Source organism: Nonomuraea sp. NBC_00507 (assembly GCF_036013525.1).
Taxonomy (GTDB): Bacteria; Actinomycetota; Actinomycetes; order Streptosporangiales; family Streptosporangiaceae; genus Nonomuraea.
Window position 1 is genome coordinate 9,431,422 of record NZ_CP107853.1, and the last position, 21,088, is coordinate 9,452,509.

18 protein-coding genes and 1 tRNA gene are annotated in these 21,088 nt (G+C 69.1%); 11 read left to right on the plus strand and 8 right to left on the minus strand.

Going from position 1 to position 21,088, the window contains the following annotated elements:
- Positions 1-121 precede the first annotated feature (121 nt).
- Entirely contained in the window at positions 122-2,812 is a 2,691-nt protein-coding gene (gene polA / locus OHA25_RS45490) for a DNA polymerase I (RefSeq protein WP_327583092.1), read from the minus strand.
- A 104-nt stretch (positions 2,813-2,916) separates the two neighbouring features.
- On the opposite strand from polA, the gene OHA25_RS45495 reads away from it, so the two are divergent.
- The 6 genes from OHA25_RS45495 to OHA25_RS45520 all read left to right on the plus strand — a co-directional run bounded on the left by OHA25_RS45495 (position 2,917) and on the right by OHA25_RS45520 (position 8,266).
- The gene (locus OHA25_RS45495; protein ID WP_127940588.1) at positions 2,917-3,288 is read left to right on the plus strand and encodes a PaaI family thioesterase; all 372 of its coding nucleotides are present in this window, start codon (positions 2,917-2,919) and stop codon (positions 3,286-3,288) included.
- Positions 3,289-3,764: 476 nt separating this feature from the next.
- Positions 3,765-5,054, plus strand: a complete 1,290-nt coding sequence (locus OHA25_RS45500) for a branched-chain amino acid ABC transporter permease (RefSeq protein WP_327583093.1) — start codon at positions 3,765-3,767, stop codon at positions 5,052-5,054.
- A gap of 16 nt (positions 5,055-5,070) precedes the next feature.
- Positions 5,071-6,069: a branched-chain amino acid ABC transporter permease gene (locus OHA25_RS45505; protein WP_327583094.1), complete on the plus strand. Its 999-nt coding sequence runs from the start codon at positions 5,071-5,073 to the stop codon at positions 6,067-6,069.
- A 4-nt stretch (positions 6,070-6,073) separates the two neighbouring features.
- A complete protein-coding gene (locus OHA25_RS45510) occupies positions 6,074-6,997 on the plus strand; it encodes an ABC transporter ATP-binding protein (RefSeq protein ID WP_327583095.1) in 924 nt (307 codons plus the stop codon).
- The gene (locus tag OHA25_RS45515; RefSeq protein ID WP_371825905.1) at positions 6,994-7,788 is read left to right on the plus strand and encodes an ABC transporter ATP-binding protein; all 795 of its coding nucleotides are present in this window, start codon (positions 6,994-6,996) and stop codon (positions 7,786-7,788) included. The genes OHA25_RS45510 and OHA25_RS45515 overlap by 4 nt, the downstream gene beginning before the upstream one ends.
- Positions 7,789-7,849: 61 nt before the next feature.
- Positions 7,850-8,266, plus strand: a complete 417-nt coding sequence (locus tag OHA25_RS45520; protein WP_327583096.1) for a hypothetical protein — start codon at positions 7,850-7,852, stop codon at positions 8,264-8,266.
- A gap of 51 nt (positions 8,267-8,317) precedes the next feature.
- Here the strand turns inward: OHA25_RS45520 and OHA25_RS45525 are convergent, their stop codons facing one another.
- The gene (locus OHA25_RS45525; RefSeq protein ID WP_327583097.1) at positions 8,318-9,616 is read right to left on the minus strand and encodes an ABC transporter substrate-binding protein; all 1,299 of its coding nucleotides are present in this window, start codon (positions 9,614-9,616) and stop codon (positions 8,318-8,320) included.
- Between the two features lie 186 nt (positions 9,617-9,802).
- Here OHA25_RS45525 and OHA25_RS45530 point away from each other — a divergent pair, with 186 nt between their 5' ends.
- Positions 9,803-10,645: a hypothetical protein gene (locus OHA25_RS45530; protein WP_327583098.1), complete on the plus strand. Its 843-nt coding sequence runs from the start codon at positions 9,803-9,805 to the stop codon at positions 10,643-10,645.
- A gap of 63 nt (positions 10,646-10,708) precedes the next feature.
- On the opposite strand, the gene OHA25_RS45535 is transcribed toward OHA25_RS45530, so the two are convergent.
- Positions 10,709-11,293, minus strand: a complete 585-nt coding sequence (locus OHA25_RS45535) for an ANTAR domain-containing response regulator (RefSeq protein WP_305922050.1) — start codon at positions 11,291-11,293, stop codon at positions 10,709-10,711.
- A 108-nt stretch (positions 11,294-11,401) separates the two neighbouring features.
- On the opposite strand from OHA25_RS45535, the gene OHA25_RS45540 reads away from it, so the two are divergent.
- The 3 genes from OHA25_RS45540 (at position 11,402) to dapD (ending at position 13,268) form a co-directional block, all read left to right on the plus strand.
- A tRNA-Leu gene (locus OHA25_RS45540) sits at positions 11,402-11,484 on the plus strand.
- Positions 11,485-11,826: 342 nt separating this feature from the next.
- Positions 11,827-12,249 (plus strand): pyridoxamine 5'-phosphate oxidase family protein, encoded by a 423-nt coding sequence (locus OHA25_RS45545; protein ID WP_327583099.1) that lies wholly within the window; start codon positions 11,827-11,829, stop codon positions 12,247-12,249.
- Between the two features lie 53 nt (positions 12,250-12,302).
- Positions 12,303-13,268: a 2,3,4,5-tetrahydropyridine-2,6-dicarboxylate N-succinyltransferase gene (gene dapD, locus OHA25_RS45550; RefSeq protein ID WP_327583100.1), complete on the plus strand. Its 966-nt coding sequence runs from the start codon at positions 12,303-12,305 to the stop codon at positions 13,266-13,268.
- A gap of 583 nt (positions 13,269-13,851) precedes the next feature.
- On the opposite strand, the gene pyk is transcribed toward dapD, so the two are convergent.
- The 4 genes from pyk to OHA25_RS45570 form a co-directional block, all read right to left on the minus strand.
- On the minus strand, positions 13,852-15,282 hold the full coding sequence (gene pyk, locus OHA25_RS45555; RefSeq protein WP_327583101.1) for a pyruvate kinase: 1,431 nt from the start codon (positions 15,280-15,282) through the stop codon (positions 13,852-13,854).
- A gap of 35 nt (positions 15,283-15,317) precedes the next feature.
- Complete coding sequence (locus OHA25_RS45560; protein ID WP_327583102.1) at positions 15,318-15,668, minus strand: DUF2784 domain-containing protein; 351 nt, start codon at positions 15,666-15,668, stop codon at positions 15,318-15,320.
- Positions 15,665-17,341, minus strand: coding sequence for a S8 family peptidase (locus OHA25_RS45565; protein ID WP_327583103.1), 1,677 nt, complete (start codon positions 17,339-17,341; stop codon positions 15,665-15,667). The genes OHA25_RS45560 and OHA25_RS45565 overlap by 4 nt, the downstream gene beginning before the upstream one ends.
- Positions 17,342-17,484: 143 nt before the next feature.
- Positions 17,485-18,549 (minus strand): aldo/keto reductase, encoded by a 1,065-nt coding sequence (locus tag OHA25_RS45570; RefSeq protein ID WP_327583104.1) that lies wholly within the window; start codon positions 18,547-18,549, stop codon positions 17,485-17,487.
- Positions 18,550-18,633: 84 nt separating this feature from the next.
- On the opposite strand from OHA25_RS45570, the gene OHA25_RS45575 reads away from it, so the two are divergent.
- Complete coding sequence (locus OHA25_RS45575; protein WP_327583105.1) at positions 18,634-19,527, plus strand: helix-turn-helix domain-containing protein; 894 nt, start codon at positions 18,634-18,636, stop codon at positions 19,525-19,527.
- 33 nt (positions 19,528-19,560) lie between these two features.
- Here OHA25_RS45575 and OHA25_RS45580 read toward each other — a convergent pair whose 3' ends face one another.
- Positions 19,561-21,039, minus strand: coding sequence for a glutamate synthase subunit beta (locus OHA25_RS45580; RefSeq protein WP_327583106.1), 1,479 nt, complete (start codon positions 21,037-21,039; stop codon positions 19,561-19,563).
- Positions 21,040-21,088 lie beyond the last annotated feature (49 nt).

Below are 21,088 nucleotides of genomic sequence, written 5' to 3' on the forward strand. Positions count from 1 at the left end.
CGCTCGGGGGAAAAGACACTCCAGGGTAGTGGAGATCCCCATGGGGCCGGACCCGCGAGCGCCCGCGCGGACGGTCAGCGCCCGGCGTCGCTGGGCCGGCCCTCGTGAGCGCCCGCGAAGATCAGTGACCGGCGTCCTCCCACGTGCGCCCGACGCCCACGGAGACCTCCAGCGGCACCCGCAGGTGATAGGCGGCGTTCATCTGGTCGCACACGAGCTGTTTGAGCTGCTCCAGCTCCCCTGGCGCCACCTCGAACACGAGCTCGTCGTGGACCTGGAGCAACATCCTGGAGGCCAGCCTCTCCTCGCGGATCGCCTGGTGCACGTGGAGCATGGCGACCTTGATGATGTCGGCAGCCGAGCCCTGGATGGGGGCGTTGAGCGCCATCCGCTCGGCCATCTCGCGGCGCTGGCGGTTGTCGCTGGTGAGGTCGGGCAGGTAGCGGCGGCGGCCCATGATCGTCTCGGTGTAGCCGTCGGTGCGCGCCTGGGCCACGATCGCGTGCAGGAAGTCGCGTACGCCGCCGAACTCCTGGAAGTATTCCTCCTTCAGCGCCCGCGCCTCGGCCACCGGGATGTTGAGCTGCGCGGACAGCCCGAAGTCGGACAGCCCGTAGGCCAGGCCGTAGTTCATGGCCTTGATGCGGGCACGCAGGTCGCCGTCGATCTGCTCGGGCGGCAGGTCGAACACGCGGGCCGCGGTGGCCTGGTGGAAGTCGTGCCCGGACTCGAAGGCGGCGATCAGCGACTCGTCGCCCGACAAGTGGGCCATGATCCGCAGCTCGATCTGGCTGTAGTCGGCCGTCAGCAGCGTCTCGTAGCCCTCGCCGACCACGAAGCCCTGCCGGATACGGCGGCCCTCGGCGGTGCGGATCGGGATGTTCTGCAGGTTGGGCTTCTCCGAGGAGAGCCGGCCGGTGGCGGCGATGATCTGGTTGAACGTCGTGTGGATGCGCCCGTCGTCGCCGACCTCCTTGATCAACCCTTCCACCGTGGTGCGCAGCTTCTGCTGGTCGCGGTGGCGCAGCATGATCGTGGGCAGCTCGTGGTCGGTCTGGGTGGCGAGCCAGGCGAGCTGGTCGGCGTCGGTGCTGTAGCCGGTCTTGATCTTCTTGGTCTTGGGCAGGTTGAGCTTGACGAAGAGGATCTCCTGCAGCTGCTTGGGCGAGCCCAGGTTGAACTGCTCGCCGACGGCGCGGTGCGCCTCCTCCACCGCGTGTTTGACCGCGGCGCCGAACTCGGCCTCCAGGCCGGCGAAGTATTCGTTGTCGACGGCGATGCCCGCGCGCTCCATCTCGGCCAGCACGCTCAGCAGCGGCAGCTCCACCTCGCCGAGCAGGTGGGTGCCGCCGCGCCCGGCGAGGAAGCGCTCCAGGGCCTCGGCCAGCTCACGCACGGCGTGGGCGCGCAGCGCGAGGTCCTTGGCAGGGGCGTCCTCGTCGTCGCCGAACAGCGCGGCCTGCCCGTGGGACTCCTCCTCGGCCCGCAGGTCGCGGTTGAGGTAGCGGCGGGCCAGGTCCTCCAGCGCGAACGTGCGCTGCCCCGGCATCGCCAGATAGGCGGCCAGGGCGGTGTCGCAGCCGAGGCCGCGCAGCTCCATGCCCTGCGCCCACAGGGCCAGGATGGGACCCTTGGCGTCGTGGACGGCCTTGGGCTTGGTCTCGTCGGCCAGCCAGGCCCGCAGGGCGGCCTCGTCGGCCTCGGTGAGCTTGACGGGATCGATGTGGGCGGCGGTGCCGGTGGGCGAGGCGATGGCGATGGCGTCGATGCGCCCGGTGCCGCTGCCGTAGACGCCCTTGACGGCGAGCCCGGCGCGGCCCTCGGGCAGCGCGGCCAGCCAGCCGGCCACCCGGTCGGGGCCGAGCAGCACGGTCTCGACCTCGAACCCCTGGTCGGGCTCCTGCTCGCCGGTGCCGAGCACCTTGAACACGCGCTCACGCAACTCGCCGCGGATCTGCAGGGTGTCGAACAGCTTGTTGATCTCCTCGCGCTCCCAGGTGCCCTGCTGGAGGTCTTCGAGCTCGGCCTCCAGTGGGACGTCGCGCAGCAGCTCGGTGAGCCGCCGGTTCATCAGCACCTGGGCGACGTGCTCGCGCAGCTTGTCGCCGACCTTGCCCTTGACCTCGTCGACCCGGTCGACGAGGGCGGTCAGCGAGCCGAACTCGCGCACCCACTTGGCCGCGGTCTTCTCCCCCACGCTGGGGATGCTCAGCAGGTTGTCACTGGGGTCGCCGCGCAGGGCCGCGAAGTCCGGGTATTGCGCCGGGGTCAGGCCGTATTTCTCCTCGACCGCCTCGGGCGTGAACCTCGTCATGTCGCTGATGCCGCGCCGGGTCATCAGGACGGTGACCTTGTCGTCGACGAGCTGCAGCGCGTCACGGTCGCCGGTGACGATGAGGACGCTCATCCCCTGCGCGGAGGCGCGGGTGGCGAGCGTGGCGATGAGGTCGTCGGCTTCGAACCCGGCCTTGGACAGGCGCGGGATGCGCAGCGTGTCGAGCAGCTCGAAGATGAGCTGCATCTGCCCGCGGAAGTCCTCGGGCGTCTCGCTCCTGTTGGCCTTGTAGTCGGAGTATTCCTCATGACGGAAGGTCGGCTCCGACCTGTCGAAGGCCACCGCCACATGGGTCGGCTGCTCGTCGCGCAGGACGTTGGTCAACATCGAGGTGAACCCGTAGACCGCCTCGGTGTGCTGACCGTCGGTGGTCATGAGGTTGGCGTCCTTGAGCGCGAAAAAGGCGCGGTAGGCCAGCGAATGCCCGTCGAGCAGCAACAGGCATGGGCGGTTGGGGGTCACTTCACTCTTCGGCACACCCGCAGCCTAGTCTGCGACTGCGACAGAAAACCTGAGCTCGGAAGAGTGGAGACGTCCCTTTGACGCAGACCAACCCCCAGGATCTCCTTGTGCTGAGCGACATGCACGACGGCACGCTGGCCCAGCGCATGGGGATCGAGTTCCTCGAAGCCGGGCCTGAGCGGGTCGTGGGCCGGATGCCGGTGGAGGGCAACACGCAGCCGTACGGGCTGCTGCACGGCGGCGCCTCGGCAGTGCTCGCCGAGACGCTGGGCTCGGTGGCCGCGGCCATCCACGCCGGTCCCGACCGCCTCGCGCTGGGCATCGAGATCAACGCCACCCACCACCGCGCGGCCTCCTCGGGGTACGTCACGGGCGTCGCGACCAGGTTGCACGGCGGCCGCACGCTGGCGACATACGACATCGAAATCACCGATGAGCAGGGGCGACGCGTCTGCACCTCCCGCCTCACCTGCATGCTGCGCGACCGCTGACCCCGCGGTCACTTCAGTGGATCCTTTGCGCTGCGCCCCCGTGGGTCGCTACGGTTGACCGGACGGGCGAGCCTGCGGGGAGGCCCAGTAGATAACGTGTATCGGCCCGCGCCTGCGGGGATGCTCCCGTGAGCCCGCGCGGAGACCCAGTGGATCATGTGTTGGCTCCGCGCAAGCGGGATGTTCCGCCCTACACGGCCCCAAAGGCCACCCCGTGGGCTCGTCCATGTTTTCGTAAAATCGTTACTGATCTGTCTCTGCGAAGCGCCAGGCGTCTCCCCCGATGTAGCCCCTGACCTGGCGTGTTGTTTCCTCACATGAGTGACACACAGTTGTCACTAATTGGTGACGAACGACCCTGAACCGGGCGTCACCAGATTAGGCTCCGGCCATTGCATCCCAGTTGTGCCTGCGATGCGCGCGTGTCGAGATGGAGGGGCACAACCCCGCCTTGACCTAACTTTGAGGGAGCACCATTGCGCAGAGCCGTGATCGCGTTCACGGCCTTCCTGGGTGGACTCATCATCCTGCTGGCCGGACCCGCCCATGCGGGTCCCGCCGACTGCCAGGGACTGAGGGGAACACTCAAACTCCAAGGCCAGCCAGTGAACGGCGCCAAAATCTCGGTGGCCACCGAGGGCGGACAACCCGTCAAGGAGGTCACCACCAACGCTCAAGGCACTTGGGACGTCCAGCTAGAGGACCCGGGCAAGTACAAGGTCACCCTGGATCCGAGCACCCTTCCGCAGAACGCCGAGGTGCGCGGCGGCAACAATGTCCGCACGCCGACCGTCTATGAGGGCAACTGCTCCACGGTCCTGTTCGCCCTCCAGCCCAAGACGGCCCCGGGCCAGCAGCCGCAGGACGACACCGGCGGCAGCACGTTCTGGACGCAGGCCGCACAGCTGACCTTCGAGGGACTCAACCTCGGCCTCATCATCGCCCTGGCCGCGCTCGGTCTGTCGCTCATCTACGGCACGACCGGCCTGACCAACTTCGCCCACGGCGAGCTGGTCACGCTCGGCGCGCTCCTCGCCTACGCGTTCAACGTGGGCTTCGGGCTTCATCTGATACCCGCCGCGTTGATCGCGGTCGTGGTGGCCGGGGGGCTCGGATACGGCCAGGACCGCCTGTTCTGGGGCCAGCTGCGCAGGCGCGGCACGGGCACCATCGCCATGATGATCATCTCGATCGGCGTGGCGCTCTTCATGCGCTACGCGTTCCTGATCTTCTTCGGGGGCCAGACCGAGGCCTACGCGCAGTACACCGCGCAGCCGGGCATCGAGGTGGGGCCGATCTCGGCCGCCCCCAAGAACTTCTACGCCATGGGCATCGAGTTGGCCGTCCTGGTCGTCGTCGGCTTCGCGCTGATGCGCACCCGGACCGGCAAGGCGGCTCGCGCTGTGGCCGACAACCCCGCGCTCGCGGCCTCGTCCGGCATCAATGTCGACCGGGTGATCAGGATCATCTGGACCGTGGGCGCCGCCATCGCCGCGCTGGCCGGCATCATGCTCGGGCTCTCGCAGAACCTGAAGTACACAATGGGCCAGGACATCCTGCTGCTCATCTTCGCCGGCGTGACGCTCGGCGGCCTCGGCACCGCTTTCGGCGCCCTGGTCGGCTCGCTCGTGGTGGGCCTGTTCATCCAGGTCTCCACGCTGTGGGTGCCGCCGGAGCTCAAGAGCGTCGGCGCGCTGGCAGTGCTCATCATCGTGCTCCTCGTCCGGCCGCAGGGCATCCTGGGCCGCCGCGAGCGGATCGGCTGATCGGGGGAGGATCAGAATGGACTGGATCACGATCTTCAGCACCACCATCAAGGCCGCCATCGGCGTGGAGACGGTGCTCTACGGACTCGCCGCCATCGGCATCAACATCCACTTCGGCTACACCGGCCTGCTCAACTTCGGTCAGGCCGCGTTCATGGGCGTGGCCGGCTACGGGCTCGCCGTCACCGTCACCGTCCTGGGCCTGCCCTTCTGGATCGGCATCGCCATCGGCATCGCGGCCGCGGTGCTCCTGGCGATCATCATGGGCATACCGACGCTGCATCTGCGCGCCGACTACCTGGCCATCGTCACCATCGCGGTGGCCGAGATCATCCGGCTCGTCTTCCGCTCGGTGCAGTTCAAGAGCGTCTTCGGTGGCTCCGACGGACGGCGCGGCTTCTCCGACGGGTTCTACGCGCTGAACCCCTTCCCCGAAGGGGACTACGGCTTCAACCTCGGCCCGGTGCCGATCTTCTTCCCCCACTGGCAGCTGTGGGTGATACTCGTCGGCTGGGTGCTGATCGCCCTGTGCTGTGGCATCGTCTACCTGCTGATGAAGAGCCCATGGGGCCGCGTGCTCAAGGCCATCCGCGAGGACGAGGACGCCGTGCGCAGCCTCGGCAAGAACGTCTTCTCGTACAAGATGCAGTCGCTCATCCTGGGCGGCGTCGTCGGCTGTCTCGGCGGCTTCGTGTACGGCCTGGCCTTCGGCTCGGTCCAGCCGGACATCTTCGGCACCGAGACCACGTTCTTCCTCTACACGATGGTCATCCTGGGCGGCGCCGCCCGCGTCCTGGGCCCCATCGTCGGGTCGATGATGTTCTGGGTGCTGCTCGTCCTGGTCTACGGCATCCTGACCGAGGCGGTCAGCGCCGGGTACATCACCTTCATGGACACCAGTCAAGTCGGTGCGTTCCGGTACATCTTCGTCGGTCTCGGCCTCATCCTGTTGCTCGTCTTCCGGCCACAGGGCATCTTCGGTGACAAGAGGGAGATAGCAATCGATGCACGCTGAAGCCATGACCACCGACCGCAAGTCCGCCGCGCTGGCCGTCTTCAAGGACCTGGCCCGCGAGCCGGGGGTGCCCAAGCCGGACCCGATCCTGGTGGTGGACAACGTGGTGCGCCGGTTCGGCGGCCTGACCGCCGTCGAGGTGAACCACGTCGAGATCCAGCGCGGCTCCATCACCGCGCTGATCGGGCCCAACGGGGCGGGCAAGACCACGTTTTTCAACCAGCTCACCGGCTTCGACACGGCCGACTCCGGCTCGTGGACGTTCAACGGGCGCTCCATGAGCGGCGTGCCCGCGCACAAGGTGGCCCGCTCGGGCATGGTGCGCACCTTCCAGCTCACCAAGGCGCTGTCCAGGCTGACGGTGCTGGAGAACATGCGCCTGGGCGCCCAGCAGCAGAAGGGCGAGACCTTCTGGCGAGCCCTCGTGCCGAGCTTCTGGCGCGGGCAGGAGGACGAGATCACGGAGCGGGCCGAAGAACTGCTGGCCCGGTTCAAGCTCGACGCCAAGCGAGACGACTTCGCCGGATCGCTGTCCGGCGGCCAGCGCAAGCTGCTGGAGATGGCCCGCGCGCTCATGGTGCAGCCCGAGCTGGTCATGCTCGACGAGCCCATGGCCGGCGTCAACCCGGCGCTGACCCAGTCGCTGCTCGGCCACGTCAAGGACCTGCGTGAGCAGGGCATGACGGTGCTGTTCGTCGAGCACGACATGGACATGGTCCGCGACATCAGCGACTGGGTGGTCGTCATGGCGCAGGGTGCGGTCATCGCCGAGGGCCCGCCGTCGACGATCATGTCCGACGAACGTGTGATCGACGCCTACCTGGGGGCGCACCACGACGCGCCCCTGTCGGACACCGAGCTCGAGGCTCAGCTGCACGAGGCTGAGGCGGCGCTGGAGGCCGAGATCGAAGAGGAGACGCAGAAGTGAACGCCGCAGAGCCTGCCGCCCAGTCGAAGGCGGCCGTCACCGACCGCAGCGCCCACCTGGAGGGCGCCGAGAACGCCGTGCTGCGATGCGACGAGCTGATCGCCGGCTACCTGCCGGGCGTCAACATCCTCAACGGCTCCGACCTCTACGTCAAAGACGGCGAGCTGATCGGCATCATCGGCCCCAACGGCGCCGGGAAGTCGACGCTGCTCAAGGCCATGTTCGGGCTGGTCAACATCCGCAGCGGCACAGTGCTGCTCAAGGGTGAGAACATCACGAACATGAAGGCGCACTCGCTGGTCTCGCGCGGCGTCGGCTACGTCCCCCAGAACAACAACGTCTTCCCCAGCCTCACCATCGAGGAGAACCTCGAGATGGGCGCCTTCCAGGTGCCCGCGAAGTTCAAGGAGCGCTTCGAGTTCGTCGCCGAGCTGTTCCCCGCGCTCAAGGAGCGGCGCAAGCAGCGCGCCGGCTCCCTGTCCGGCGGTGAGCGGCAGATGGTCGCGATGGCCCGGGCACTCATGACCGAGCCGTCGGTGCTGCTGCTCGACGAGCCGTCCGCCGGCCTGTCCCCCAAGCTGCAGGACCTGGTGTTCCTCCAGGCCCAGCAGATCAACAAGGCCGGCGTCACGGTGATCATGGTGGAGCAGAACGCACGCCGCTGCCTGCAGATCTGCCACCGCGGCTACGTCCTCGACCAGGGCCGCAACGCCTACACCGGCACCGGGCGGCAGCTCGCCAATGACCCCAAGGTCATCGAGCTGTACCTCGGCACGCTGGCCAAGGCGTAAATCCCGATCAATACGGCGAAGGGGCTCCCCAGGGGCCCCTTCGCCGTTTTTAATGAGCGCTGTGAAACGTTTAGCGGCAGTCGCGCTCATGTTGCCCGTCCTGCTCGCCGGCTGCCAGGACGACGAGTCCCCCCGGAATCAGACAGGGGCGCAGCAGTACAGCACCGGCGGAGACCCCGCCGACAGCCCCTGCGCCCGCGTCGTCTCCGCCATCGGGTACGCCGGCCTCATGCTGGAGCCGAGGGGCCAGGAGGACCGGCAACACTTCGAGGACGCCCTGATCGGCCGCCTGGCGGAGGCCCGCGGCATCACGCTGCAGTTCGGCGACCGGCTACCCCGCTCGCTCAGCGGGGCCGTGGAGACCGTCAAGACGACGACCGCGGGGCTGTCCAGGAACGACGTGCCACGTGAGCGGCAGGTGGCACTGCTGAAGCGGTACCGGGCGGCCGCCGACCGGATCGTGGCGGGCTGCGAATAGCGAAGGGCCCGGCCGTGGCGGCCGGGCCCTGTTGCTTGCTGCTGGCGTGTACTAGCCGGCGATGTTGCCGGTGCGGTACTCGAGCGCCTTGGCGGCGTACTTGTTGTTCGCGCCGTACTGGTAGATGCCGATGGTGGCGACGGCCGGGTCACCGGCCTCGTTGAACTCGACCGGGCCGCTCACGCCGTCGTAGTCGAAGTCCTTACCGGCCTTCAGCAGGTCGACGCACTCCTTGAAGCTCTTGCACTTGTCGCCGCCCTTGCTGACCTCCGCCAGCTTGGCCGCGATGTCGACGCCCGCGTCGCTCTTGGCGGCCTCGGCGGCCAGGGCGATCAGGTTCGCCGCGTCGTAGGACTCGGGGGCGTAGCTGAAGTCCTCGAGCTTGGGGTTCACCTCGCGGAGCTTCGTCTGGAAGTCCTCCGGAGCCGCGGCACCGGGGATGGTTCCCTTGACGCCGTCAAGCGTACCCTTAGGCATCTTGAGGTAGTTGGTGTTGGACGTGTTGCCGTCAACCATGTACCACTTGTGCTTGTCCGCCGGCAGGCCCTGCTTGACCAGCTCCTGCACCACCTTGGCGGTCTCCTCGAACCCGATCAGGACGATGCCCTTGGGGTTCTTCGCCTTGAGCTTGGCCACGTCGGCCGAGAAGTCGGCGGCCTTCGGGTCGTAGTCCACGCGCTCGACCACTTCGGCGCCGCCGTCGGTGACGGTCTTCTGCACCTGGTCGGCCAGGCCCGTGCCGTAGGAGTCCTGCATCGCCATGATGCCGACCGTGTCGTTGCCGTCGGCCACGATGAGGTCACCCAGCACGCGGCCCTGCAGCTTGTCCGGCGGCGACGTGCGGAAGAACAGGTTCTTGTCCGCGACCGTGGTCAGCTCGTCGGAGGTGTTGGCCGGCGAGAAGTGCACCACGCCTGCGCCCGTGATCTTGTCGATCACCGACAGCGACACCGACGAGGACGCGGCGCCGATGATGGCGTCGGCCTTCTGCGCCAGCAGCTTGTCGACCGACTGCGAGGCGATGTTCGTGGTCGTGTCGCCAGAGTCCGTGTCGAACTTGGCGACCGGCTTGCCGAGCACGCCCCCGGCCTCGTTGATCTCCTTGAGCGCCAGGTCGACCCCGGCGAACTCGGGCGGGCCGAGGAAGGCGAGCGAACCGGTCTGGGGCAGCAGCGTGCCGAGGGTAAGAGTGCCGTCACCCTTCGCCGCGGGTGCCGACGAGGCGGGTGCCGCAGAACTTGGCGAAGTCTGCGTGGCGGTGTCGCCGCCGCCACCGCCGCAGGCTGTCAGGGCGAGGCTGGTGGCAGCCACGACAGCCAGCGCCCGCCCCACGGGAGCAATGCGGATCATGAAGTGTCTCCTTCAATCAAGGTCGGGATCGGTCAGCTCTGCCGAACGTTCCCGATCGAATAACGGAAACGTACAAAATGGAGCGTGTTCCAACCAGGTCTCGTGAAGAACTGTCGGCACTTGGATGCGGAGTCGTAATCAGTCCTCAACTTACGGACCTGGGCAAGGACGCTTAAAGTGCATCGAGTGAAGCGTTTTACCCGGGCTTTTGCCGTCGCCATGCTCGCCGCCGGTTGCTCCACGTCCGAGCCACCCTCGCCGCCTCCCGCCACACCGCCCGCCGGCGTATCCGTCTCACTGGTGCAGTGGCGCTCCGACGAACCGTTGCACGCGCTCCACGTAGCCGTCCGCAATACGACGAACACGCCAGTGTTTTTCGCCGACCTCCAACTGGTCACGCCCTCGTTCAAAACGCTCCCCGCACAAAAAACCGACGCCATCATCAAGCGGACGGAGCGTACGGACCTGCGCATCCCCTACGGCGCCGGCAACTGCCTGCCTCAGGGCCTGCCCGAGGTGCGCCCGGCCACGGTCGTGGCCCACCTCAGCACAGGCTCAGGACAGCCGCACAAGGTGGTCTTCAACGTCCCCCACCCCGACCCGCTGCTGGCCAGACTGCTGCGCGACGAATGCTCCGAATACCTGATCAGGCAGGTGGCCGGCATCGAGTTCGGCCCGGAATGGAAGCAGTCGGGCAAAGCCATGCTGGGCACGCTGGTGATCACCCGCCGCACCCCTGGCAACATGACACTGAACGACATAGGCGGCACCACCCACTACATCGTCACGCCCGAACGGCGGCCGCTCGGGACGCTCGAGGCCGGCGCGCAGCGACTGGAGGTGCCGATCACGCTCACCCCGGGCCGCTGCGACGCACACGCCTTCGCCGAGGCCAAGAAGGCCTTCCTGTTCCCCGTGCGGGCCAGCGTCGACGGAGGCCAGGAACGCGTGGTCATCGTGACACCGCCCAAGCCGGAGCAGGATCGCCTCATCAAGTGGGCGGCCAAGGTGTGCGGCCTGGAGGGCTGACCGTCGGCCGGCCCCGGAGAACCGCAGCCGGCACCCGGCGGATCGCGGCCGCGACGACGCCGCTCAGCTGCGCTCAGCCGCGTCGTCTATAACGATCTGGGCAACCTCGCGCATGCTCAACCGCCGGTCCATGGACGCCTTCTGAATCCACCGGAACGCCTGCGGCTCCGTCCAGCCGTGCTGCGTCATCAGCTGACCCTTCGCCCGCTCCACCAGCTTCCTCGTCTCCAGCCGCTCCGAGAGGCTCGACACCTCGGCCGCCAGCGCGACCATCTCCTCGTGCCTGCTGACCGCCATCTCGATGGCCGGCACCAGATCCGCCTTCGTGAACGGCTTCACCAGATAGGCCATCGCCCCCGCGTCCCGTGCCCGTTCCACCAGATCACGCTGGGAAAAAGCGGTCAGGATCAGGCACGGGGCGATCCGCTCCGCCACGATCCGCTCCGCCGCTGAGATGCCGTCGAGCACCGGCATCTTGACGTCCAGGATGACGAGGTCGGGCCTCAGCTCGGCGGCCAGCCGGATCGCCTGCTCACCGTCCCCGGCCTCGCCCACGACGACGTAGCCGTCCTCCTGGAGCATCTCCTTGAGGTCGAGGCGGATCAAGGCCTCGTCTTCCGCGATCACTACTCGCCGCTGCGTACTCACGAGCAGAAGAGTACCGACGTCCGGTACATTGGAGCCACGCTGGCGCCGTGCAGCTGATCAACATTGGCGGTGGGGTGTGCCAACGATCCGGACAAGTCCGGATTTTCAGCCGGAATGATGGAATGGCAGACATGGACGCCTCAAAAGCGTCTGCTCGAAAGGGCGTGCGGGTTCGAATCCCGCTTCCGGCACCGTAGCGAGCCGAAAACTGTCGGTGACGTTCGCCATTCTGGCCTCGTGCACTCTCGTGAGACTGTGGAGCGAGCCCTCCGACTCTCGGCCCAGGGCCTCTTCGATCGCCCGGTGGCCGAGTTGTGTGGCGTCTCCATTGGAGCGGTCCAGAAATGGCGGGTGCCCTGCGCGCGCACGAGGACGAGGATCTCCGGCGTCACCACAGCTGTCCCCGCTGCCATGGCCTCGGCCGTCGCCGAACGCCTGTCCCCCGCGCCGGCCTGACGACGGGTGGCGGCTTTTCGGGACCGCTCCCACCGGGAATAGCCGACTGGAGATCAACGAATACGGGGGTGGGCGGGATGCCGTTGAGCGTGGCGGAGCGGGAGACCTTCCTGGCGGAGCCGCACATCGCAGGCCTGGCGGTCGAGGCGGGCGACGGCCGGGGGCCGTTGGCGGTGCCCGTCTGGTACGACTACAGCCCCGGCGGCGAGCTCCGCTTCCTGACGGACGGCGACTCGGTCAAGGCGAAGCTGATCGCGAAGGCGGGCCGGTTCTCGATGTTGGTCCAGCGGGTCAGCCCGACGTATCGGTACGTGTCGGTGGAGGGGCCTGTCGTGCGTACCGATCCCACGACGCTGGAGGACCTGACCCGCATCTCCGCCCGATACCTGCCGCCGGACGCGGCGGCGGGCTATGTGCAGGGGGCGGACCTGCACGCGCTCGTGACATTCGTGATGCGCCCGGAACGCTGGCTCTCGGCCGACCTGGGCGCCCTCGGCTGACCCGCCCCGGCCTGATGCTCTGGGGTGAGCCGCGGACCGGTATTTTGGGGCCCGTGACGACTGCTATCGATCCCACCTCGACCGGCGCGTTCGGCGTCGGCCTCGCGACCATTGCCGCCGACGGCACCGTACTCGACACCTGGTTCCCCGCTCCTGAGCTGGGCGAGGCGCCCCTTTCGGGCACCGAGCGGCTGTCCGCCGCCGAGGCCGGTGAGCTGGCCTCGTTGACGGGCCCGGACACGGCGCGGGGCGTGGAGGTGGTGGCGGTGCGCACCGGCATCGCCAAGCTGTCGGAGGCGCCCGTGGACGCCCACGACGTCTACCTGCGCCTGCACCTGCTCTCCGCCCGCCTGATCAAGCCGCACGGGGCCAACCTGGACGGCGTCTTCGGCCTGCTGGCGAACGTCGTGTGGACCAACTTCGGGCCGTGCCCGGTGCCGGACTTCGAGCAGACCCGCCTGCGGCTGCGGGCGAGGGGCGCGGTGACGGTCTACGGGGTGGACAAGTTCCCGCGGATGGTGGACTACGTGCTGCCGTCGGGCGTGCGGATCGCCGACGCCGACCGGGTACGCCTGGGCGCGCACCTGGCCGGCGGCACGACGGTCATGCACGAGGGTTTCGTGAACTTCAACGCCGGCACGCTGGGCTCCTCGATGGTCGAGGGCCGGATCTCGGCGGGCGTCGTGGTCGGCGACGGCTCCGACGTGGGCGGCGGCGCCTCGATCATGGGGACGCTCTCGGGCGGCGGCAAGCAGGTCATCTCGATCGGTGAGCGCTGCCTGCTGGGCGCGAACGCCGGCATCGGCATCTCGCTGGGCGACGACTGCGTGGTGGAGGCCGGCCTGTACGTGACGGCGGGCACGAAGGTCGCCCTCCCCGACGGCAAGGTGGTCAAGGCGGCGGAGCTGTCCGGCGGGAGCGGGATCCTCCTGCGGCGCAATTCCCAGTCGGGCGCCGTCGAGGCGGTCCCCCGCACGGGCACCGGCATCGAGCTCAACGCCGCCCTCCACGCCAACTGAGGCGAGCCGGCCAACCCGGCCCCGGGTAGGCGCGCCGGCTGCCCGTGACCGTCCTTCCGGACCACGGCACGGCAGCCGGCCACGTGCGTAAGGCCCTGGAGCAGGGCGTCGCTGCAAGAGGCTCCAGCCGCCACGCGCGGAGCACAGACCGGCGCGAGGGCAATGACAATGGCTGGCGCGCCGGGCACGAGGCCTTCGGGCACCGCGCTATGGCGCAGGCCTGCAGCGCGGCAATGGGGTCGCGCTGAGGCTCAGGCCGACAGGACGGCAACGGAGTCGCGCCGTGGCGCAAGCAGCCGACAGGACGGCAACCGGGTCCCGCTGAGGCGCAGCACGACAGCGGCGGCTCGCAGCCAGGCAACGCAGCGGAGCTCAGGCTGGCGCATGGCGGGTAGCGCACTGCGTTGCGGCACCATGAACCGTCTCCGACGGCGCGCCACACGGCCCAGCCGCAGACCACGGCCTCAGTCAAGGTTGCGCCGTCACGGCGGCGCGGCGGTGAAGCTGGTAACCGTCCCCCTGGAGGGCCGGTCACCAACGTCGGCGGTTGGAGCCCAGGTGGCCTGCCGTAAGAAATGAAGATCTAGCTCGCGTGGGACACCGCCGAGCCGATGGTGTGGACGCGCAGGGCGTTGGTGGAGCCCGGGGTGCCGGGAGGCGAGCCGGCCACGATGACCACCTTGTCCCCCTTCTCCAGCCGTCCCAGCGACAACAACGACGCCTCGACCTGCCGCACCATGTCATCGGTGTGATGCACGAACGGCACGTGGAAGGTCTCCACCCCCCACGTCAGCGACAGCTGTCCCCGCACGTGGGGCGCCGAGGTGAAGGCCAGCAGCGGGATCGGGGAGCGGTAGCGGGCCAGCCGCCGCGCCGTCTCGCCCGACATCGTGAAGGCGATCAGCGCCTTGGCGCCGACGATGGCGCCCACTTCGGCGGCGGCCCGCGCGATGGCGCCGCCCGTGGTCTCGGGCATGCGCTCCAGCGTGTGGGTGGCCCGCAGGGAGGAGGCCTCGGCGGCGCAGGCGATGCGGTCCATCGTGGAGACGGATTCGATCGGGTAGTTGCCGACCGACGTCTCACCCGACAGCATGATCGCGTCGGCGCCGTCCATGACGGCGTAGGCCACGTCGGAGGCCTCGGCACGGGTGGGGCGCGGGGCGCTCATCATCGAGTCGAGCATCTGGGTGGCGACGATGACCGGGCGGGCCTTCTCGCGGCACAGCTCGATGATGCGCCGCTGCACGATCGGCACCTGCTCCAGGGGCAGCTCGACGCCGAGGTCGCCGCGGGCGACCATGATGCCGTCGAAGGCCTCGATGATGTCGGGGAGGCGGTCGACGGCCTGCGGCTTCTCGATCTTGGCGAGCAGCGGCAGGCGCACGGCCTCCTGCTCCATGATGTTGCGCACCACGTCGGCGTCGGACGGGCGGCGGACGAAGGACAGGGCGATCATGTCGCAGCCGGTGCGCAGCGCCCAGCGCAGGTCGGCCTCGTCCTTGTCGGTCAGCGCGGGCGCGCTGACGTTGACGCCGGGCAGGTTGAGCCCCTTGTTGTCGGAGATCATGCCGCCGATGACGACGCGGGTGACGACGCGATCGCCGTCGACCCGGGTCACCTCGAGCACGAGGCGGCCGTCGTCGACCAGGATCGTGTCACCGGACCGCACGTCGTAGGGCAGCCCCTTGTAGGTGGTGGAGACCTGCTCGCGGTCTCCCGGCACGTCTTCGGTGGTGATGGCGAAGACGTCGCCGAAGCCGAGCCTGACGGGGCCCTCTTCGAAGGTGCCCACGCGGATCTTGGGGCCCTGCAGGTCGGCGAGCACGCCTACGCCACGGCCGAGATCGGCCGCCACCCTCCTCACGCGGTCGTAGACCTCTCGGTGCAAGTCATGATTGCCGTGGCTGAGGTTGAACCGCGCCACGTCCATGCCCGCGGCGATCAGCTCGCGGAGGCGTTCTTCGGACGAAGTGGCAGGGCCTAGGGTGCAGACGATTTTCGCGCGACGAGTCACGAGTCCTACCTTAATTGGTACAGACCACTTGGCAGTCATTGACGCCGGAGAACGTACCCGACGTAGGAGAACAGCACGAGAACGGCTACCCCCAGGCGTGCCAAGTTCGTGTACTCCTCCGGGTAGATCACGCCCTCGATGTAGTGGTCGATGAAGCCGGACGCCGGCAGCCCTTGCGTCCCGGCCTGCCGCCGCCCCCAATCCTCGGCGAGGGTCAGCGGGCACTCTACCCCGGTGACGACCGACAACACACCCCAGGCGACCACGGCGAGGTGGGCCCAGATCGTCCGCCGCCACCGCCACGCCAGAAATCCGCCCACCGCCATGTAGGCGAGGAACAGGAAGTGCACCATCATCGCGGCGTCCGCGACGAGGCGATACATCATGGTTCGAAGGTAGCCGCCTTCCAGGCGTCCACCATGCCTCGGCCGTAGAAACCGTTACGCGATTGCTCTCCTTCGCACATGTGCGTGTCGGTCTGGCCGTAGGACTTGTAAACGTACTGGCGGGGTGTCGGGCATGCCTTCTGGGCGGCGCTCTTGTAGAGGAGGTCCTCGACGGTGGCGGGGGCGAGGGACAGCGCCCCTCCGGCGCCGGGCTTGCCGAAGCGGCTGATGAGGATGGCGGCGACGCCGGTGGCGTGGGGGGCGGCCATGGAGGTGCCGTCCAGGTACTGATAGTAGGAGCACGGGCTGCGCGTGCAGTCCCGTACGACGTCCGCGCCCTTCGGGTTGCCCGAGGCGTCGATCCGGCCGGCGGCGCGCAGCACGCGCTCGGGAGCCGCGCCCAGGATGGACCGGGTGGCCTTGGCGCCCGTGCCGTCGAGCACGTCGCCGCCTGGGGCGGACAGGTCGGTCTGCTCGACGCCGTAGTCGCTGTAGATGGCCTTGCGTCCGGAAGGGCCGATCGAGGAGACGGAGATGACGCCGTTGGACTCGGCGGGCACGTTGATGCAGGAGTTGTCGACCCTGCGGACCTTCTGCTCGCCTTCGGGGTAGCCGGGGCTCTTGTCGTCGACCGTGGGGCGGCCGAGGTCGGCGGCACCGTTGCCGAGCGCGGAGACCAGGGTGACACCCTTGCCGCGGGCGTAGTCGATGGCCCGCTGCATGCCGGTGATGATGGCCTGCTGCTCGAGCTGCTGCTTCCTGGAGTCGGATCTGTTGTTCGTGCAGTTGAACAGCCAGGGGTCGACGAAGTAGCTCAGGTTGGCGACGTCGACGCCGATGTCGGCGGCGTAGGTGAGCGCGTCGAGGCTGGGCTTGAGGAAGAAGAACCCGGAGTCCTGGCCGGCCCGGATGTTCACCAGCCGCACGTCCGGGGCGACGCCGGCGATGCCGATGCCGTTGATCGGGGCGGCGATGGTGCTGGCCACGTGGGTGCCGTGGCCGTCGTCGTCCTCGTCGACCGGGTCCTTGCAGTCCTTGGCCTCGCACGGGCCGTCCAGCGTCTCGCCGTTGTCGTCCTTGGGCTTGTCGGTGACGAAGTTGCGGCTGAGCTCGCGGTCGAAGTTGGCCGCGATGTCGGGGTGCTTGCCGTCGATGCCGGTGTCGATGACGCCGACCAGCACCTGCCTGCTGCCGGGCACCTTGGCGTTCGCGCGGTCGGCGCCGATCATCCGCATGTCCCACTGGAGGCCGGCGAGCGGCTCGCCGGGGCGGCTCGCGAGGAGCGCCGACGCGTCGGGGAAGGCTGCGGGTCCGGTACGGCGGGCCGCGGGTCCCGTACGGCGGGCCGCGGTCGAGCCGATGGCCCGATCCGGGGAGACACCGACGATGGCCGGGTCGGTTCCCAGGTCCTCTGCGAAGGTCCTGCCGCCGCCGTCGGCCAGGAGGTAGCCGAGCCTGGGGTCCTCGCCCACGGTGGTGCCGCCCGCCCGCTCGACGGCCTTCAGGGCCTGCTGGTGCCGGCCCGCGGCGTAGAAGACGAGGAAGTCGGCATGCTGGACGGAGGGGCTGGTCGGCTTGCTCTGGGTGCCGCCGCCTGCGGGGGGCGTGGGTGAGCAGGCGGCGAGCGCGACCACGGCAGCCAGTGCCGTCCAGCCAGAGGCGACTCGCCGCATTGTTCCCCCATCCGCCGACTTGCCGCAGAACCTGCATCTTCCCGACAGTCATCGACTGATGCAACTTCGTAGTGAAATTCCTCTCGATCAGGGGCGAAGCGGACCACACCGAGAAGTCCGCTTCGCCCCAGCTCGCGGCGGGGTCAGCGGGTCAGGTCGATCTCGGCGCCGCCGAAGACGACCTGGCGCGGCATGGGCGAGGCGAGGAAGTCGTGCGGGAAGCCGAGCTCGACCCGGCTGGCCTCCTCCAGCGCGGCCAGCTGGCTCTCGGTGAAGCGCACGTCGAGCGCGCCCAGGTTGACCTCGAGCTGTGCCGGCGTACGCGCCCCCACGATCGGCGCCGTGACGCCGGGGTTGAGCGTCGTCCAGGCCAGCGCGACCTGCGACGGCTTCACGCCCAGCTCACCGGCGACCTGCTTGACCACGTCGGCGATGTCCAGGGCCCGCTCGGTCAGCGCGCCGTTGGCCGCCGCCACGTTCTTGCGGGTTCCTGAGGGGTCGGCTGTGCCCTCGCCGGCGTCGAGGTCGGCCCTGGTGTACTTGCCGGTCAGCACTCCGCTGGCCAGCGGCGACCACGGGATCACGCCGAGCCCCATCTCGCGCGCCATCGGGATGAGATCGCGCTCCACCGTCCGCTGGACCAGGCTGTACTCGATCTGCAGGGCGATCAGCGGCGCCCAGCCCCGCAGGTCGGCGATGGCCTGCATGCGGGAGACCTGCCAGGCGGGCGCGTCGGAGATGCCGACGTAGAGGACCTTGCCCATCCTGACGAGGTCGTCCATGGCACGCAAGATCTCCTCGACGGGAGTGGTGAAGTCCCAGGCGTGCAAATAGAGCAGGTCGATGTAGTCGGTGTTGAGCCGGCGCAGGCTCGCCTCGACCGATTGGACCATGCTCTTGCGGTGGTTGCCGCCGGAGTTCGGATCGCCGGGGCGCCTGGCCATGGTGTATTTCGTGGCGATCACCAGCTGCTCGCGCCGGCCCGCCGCGAAGTCGCCGAGCATCGTCTCGGCGCTGCCTTCTGTGTACTGGCTGGCGGTGTCGATGAAGTTGCCGCCGCGGTCCAGGTAGATGTCGAAGATCCGGCGGGACTCGTCCTTGTCCGAGCCCCAGCCCCAATCCGTCCCGAACGTCATGGTCCCCAGGGCCAGCGGCGAGACCCGCAGGCCGGAGCGGCCGAGCAACCGATAGGTGTCAAGAGTCGTCATGGCATCCAGGCTCCTGCGCGGGCGAGCGGCGCGTAAGGGAAAGCTCTTCCTGGGACTGGCCTTCCCAGTCATAAGATTGAACCGATGAGCACCGTGGACCAGACCCGCGAACTGGCGGCCTTCCTGCGCACCCGCCGCGAACGCCTGGATCCGCGCGACGTCGCGCTGCCCGCCCGCCGCTCCCAGCGCCGCACCCCCGGCCTGCGCAGGGAAGAGGTCGCCGAGCTGGCCGGCGTCAGCGTCGACTACGTCATCCGCCTGGAGCAGGGCCGTGGCCTGCGTCCATCGCCTGAGGTGCTGGAGGCGCTGGCCGGGGCGCTGCGCCTCAACGAGGACGAGCGGGTCTACCTGTTCGACCTCGCCCAGCAGCGGCCGACCACGCGCCGCACGGCGCGCCTGCGGGCCACCGCTGACGAGGCGGGTCCGGTCTCCCGGCTCGTGCTCGACCTGTCCCCGCTGCCGGCCATGCTGCTCAACCACCGGTTCGACATCATCGCGTGGAACCCGGAGATGGCGGCTCTGGTGGTCGACTTCGGCGCGCTGCCTTCGGAGCAGCGCAACAGCATGTGGTTGTGCACGCTGCACCCGGGCCTGCGCGACTTCTACCGCGATCGGGAGCGCACGCTGCGCGAAGGCATCGCGGACCTGCGGGCGGCGTGGGCGGCCCACCCCGACGACACGGCCCTGTCGGAGCTGATCGACGAGCTGACCTCCGGCAGCGAGGAGGTGGCCCGCCTGTGGGCGCTGCGCGACGTCCGCGTGAACGGCCGGGGCAAGAAGCGGCTGCGGCACGCCACGGCCGGCCCGCTGACCGTCGAATACGAGGTGCTGGCCCCGCTGCAGGCTCCGGGCCAGCGGCTGGTCATCTACCGTGCCGCCGACCCGGCGTCCCAGCGCGCGCTGGACGCCGTCACGGCCACGTGCGACCGCGTCAGACCCCTCATGAGCGCCGAAGCCCCGGCGGCCGGACGCGCCTGACGGCGGCGCGCCCGGCGGCCGGGGCAGGCGATATCAGACCAGCGGCCGCGCGGTCGGCAGGATCGGGTACGGCAGCGCCGTCTCCCCGGTCAGGTAGCGGTCCACGCCCGAGGCGGCGGCACGCCCCTCGGCGATGGCCCACACGATGAGCGACTGCCCGCGCCCCATGTCGCCGGCCACGAACACGCCGTCGACCTTGGACATGTACGTCTTGTCGCGCGAGACGTTGCCCCGCTTGTCGTAGAAGCCGTCGCCGCCGTCCTCGGCCAGGTCCTGCAGCAGGGCGCCCTTCTCGGGGCCGAGGAAGCCCATGGACAGGGTGACCAGCTCGGCCGGGATCTCCCGCTCGGTGCCCGGGATGGGCTTGAACCCGTTCTGCGGCCCCTCGACCTCGACCAGGCGCAGCGCCCGCACGTTGCCGTCGGCGTCGCCGGCGAACTCAGTGGTGGACACCGCGTAGACCCGCTCCCCGCCGCCGTCGGCCAGCTCCTCGTGGGCGCTCTCCATCTTGAACAGGATGGGGAACGTGGGCCACGGCTGGCTGCCCGGACGGGAGGCCGGCGGCTGCGGCATGATCTCGAGCTGGGTGACGGACTTGGCGCCCTGCCTGATCGCCGTGCCGATGCAGTCGGCGCCGGTGTCGCCGCCGCCGATCACCACGACGTGCTTGCCCTCGGCCGAGATGGGCGGGACCGCGTAGTCGCCCTCCTGGACCTTGTTGGACAGCGGCAGGTATTCCATGGCCTGGTAGATGCCCTTGAGCTCGCGCCCGGCCACCGACAGGTCACGCCACTGGGTGGCGCCGCCGGCCAGCACGACCGCGTCGAACTCCGCGCGCAGCTGCGCGGCCGTGACGTCCACGCCCACGTTGACGCTGGTGCGGAACTCGGTGCCCTCGGCCCGCATCTGCTCCAGGCGGCGCTCGATGTGCCGCTTCTCCATCTTGAACTCGGGGATGCCGTAGCGCAGCAGGCCGCCGATGCGGTCGGCCCGCTCGAACACCACCACGTCGTGCCCTGCCCTGGTGAGCTGCTGGGCGGCGGCCAGGCCCGCCGGACCCGAGCCGACGACCGCGACCTTCTTGCCGGTCTTGACGGCCGGAGGCTGCGGGGTCACCCAGCCCTCGGCGAACGCCCGGTCGATGATCTCGACCTCGACCCGCTTGATCGCCACCGGGTCGGAGTTGATGCCCAGCACGCACGCCGCCTCACACGGAGCCGGGCAGAGCCTGCCGGTGAACTCCGGGAAGTTGTTCGTGGCGTGCAGCCGCTCGATCGCCTCGCGCCAGTCGGTGCGGTAGACGAGGTCGTTCCACTCGGGGATGAGGTTGCCCAGCGGGCAGCCGTTGTGGCAGAACGGGATGCCGCAGTCCATGCAGCGGGCCGCCTGCTTGGTCAGCTTCTCCTGCGAGAAGTCCTGGTAGACCTCACGCCAGTCGCTGATCCGCACATCGACGGGGCGGCGCGCCGGCAGCTCCCGGTCGTGCGTGAGAAAACCCTTGGGGTCAGCCATCGGTACGCCTCCCTTAGCTCTGAACAGTGGTTGACCAGCACAGCCCGCC

Bases quoted from the DNA above. Each gene is read 5' to 3' on its own strand.
- OHA25_RS45560 (WP_327583102.1), bottom strand. From the start codon at position 15,668: ATGATGTATCGCCTCGTCGCGGACGCCGCGATGATGGTGCACTTCCTG.
- OHA25_RS45545 (WP_327583099.1), top strand. From the start codon at position 11,827: ATGCCGTTGAGCGTGGCGGAGCGGGAGACCTTCCTGGCGGAGCCGCAC.
- OHA25_RS45565 (WP_327583103.1), bottom strand. From the start codon at position 17,341: ATGCGGCGAGTCGCCTCTGGCTGGACGGCACTGGCTGCCGTGGTCGCG.
- OHA25_RS45525 (WP_327583097.1), bottom strand. From the start codon at position 9,616: ATGATCCGCATTGCTCCCGTGGGGCGGGCGCTGGCTGTCGTGGCTGCC.
- OHA25_RS45510 (WP_327583095.1), top strand. From the start codon at position 6,074: ATGACCACCGACCGCAAGTCCGCCGCGCTGGCCGTCTTCAAGGACCTG.
- OHA25_RS45570 (WP_327583104.1), bottom strand. From the start codon at position 18,549: ATGACGACTCTTGACACCTATCGGTTGCTCGGCCGCTCCGGCCTGCGG.
- OHA25_RS45580 (WP_327583106.1), bottom strand. From the start codon at position 21,039: ATGGCTGACCCCAAGGGTTTTCTCACGCACGACCGGGAGCTGCCGGCG.
- OHA25_RS45495 (WP_127940588.1), top strand. From the start codon at position 2,917: ATGCACGACGGCACGCTGGCCCAGCGCATGGGGATCGAGTTCCTCGAA.
- OHA25_RS45505 (WP_327583094.1), top strand. From the start codon at position 5,071: ATGGACTGGATCACGATCTTCAGCACCACCATCAAGGCCGCCATCGGC.
- OHA25_RS45575 (WP_327583105.1), top strand. From the start codon at position 18,634: ATGAGCACCGTGGACCAGACCCGCGAACTGGCGGCCTTCCTGCGCACC.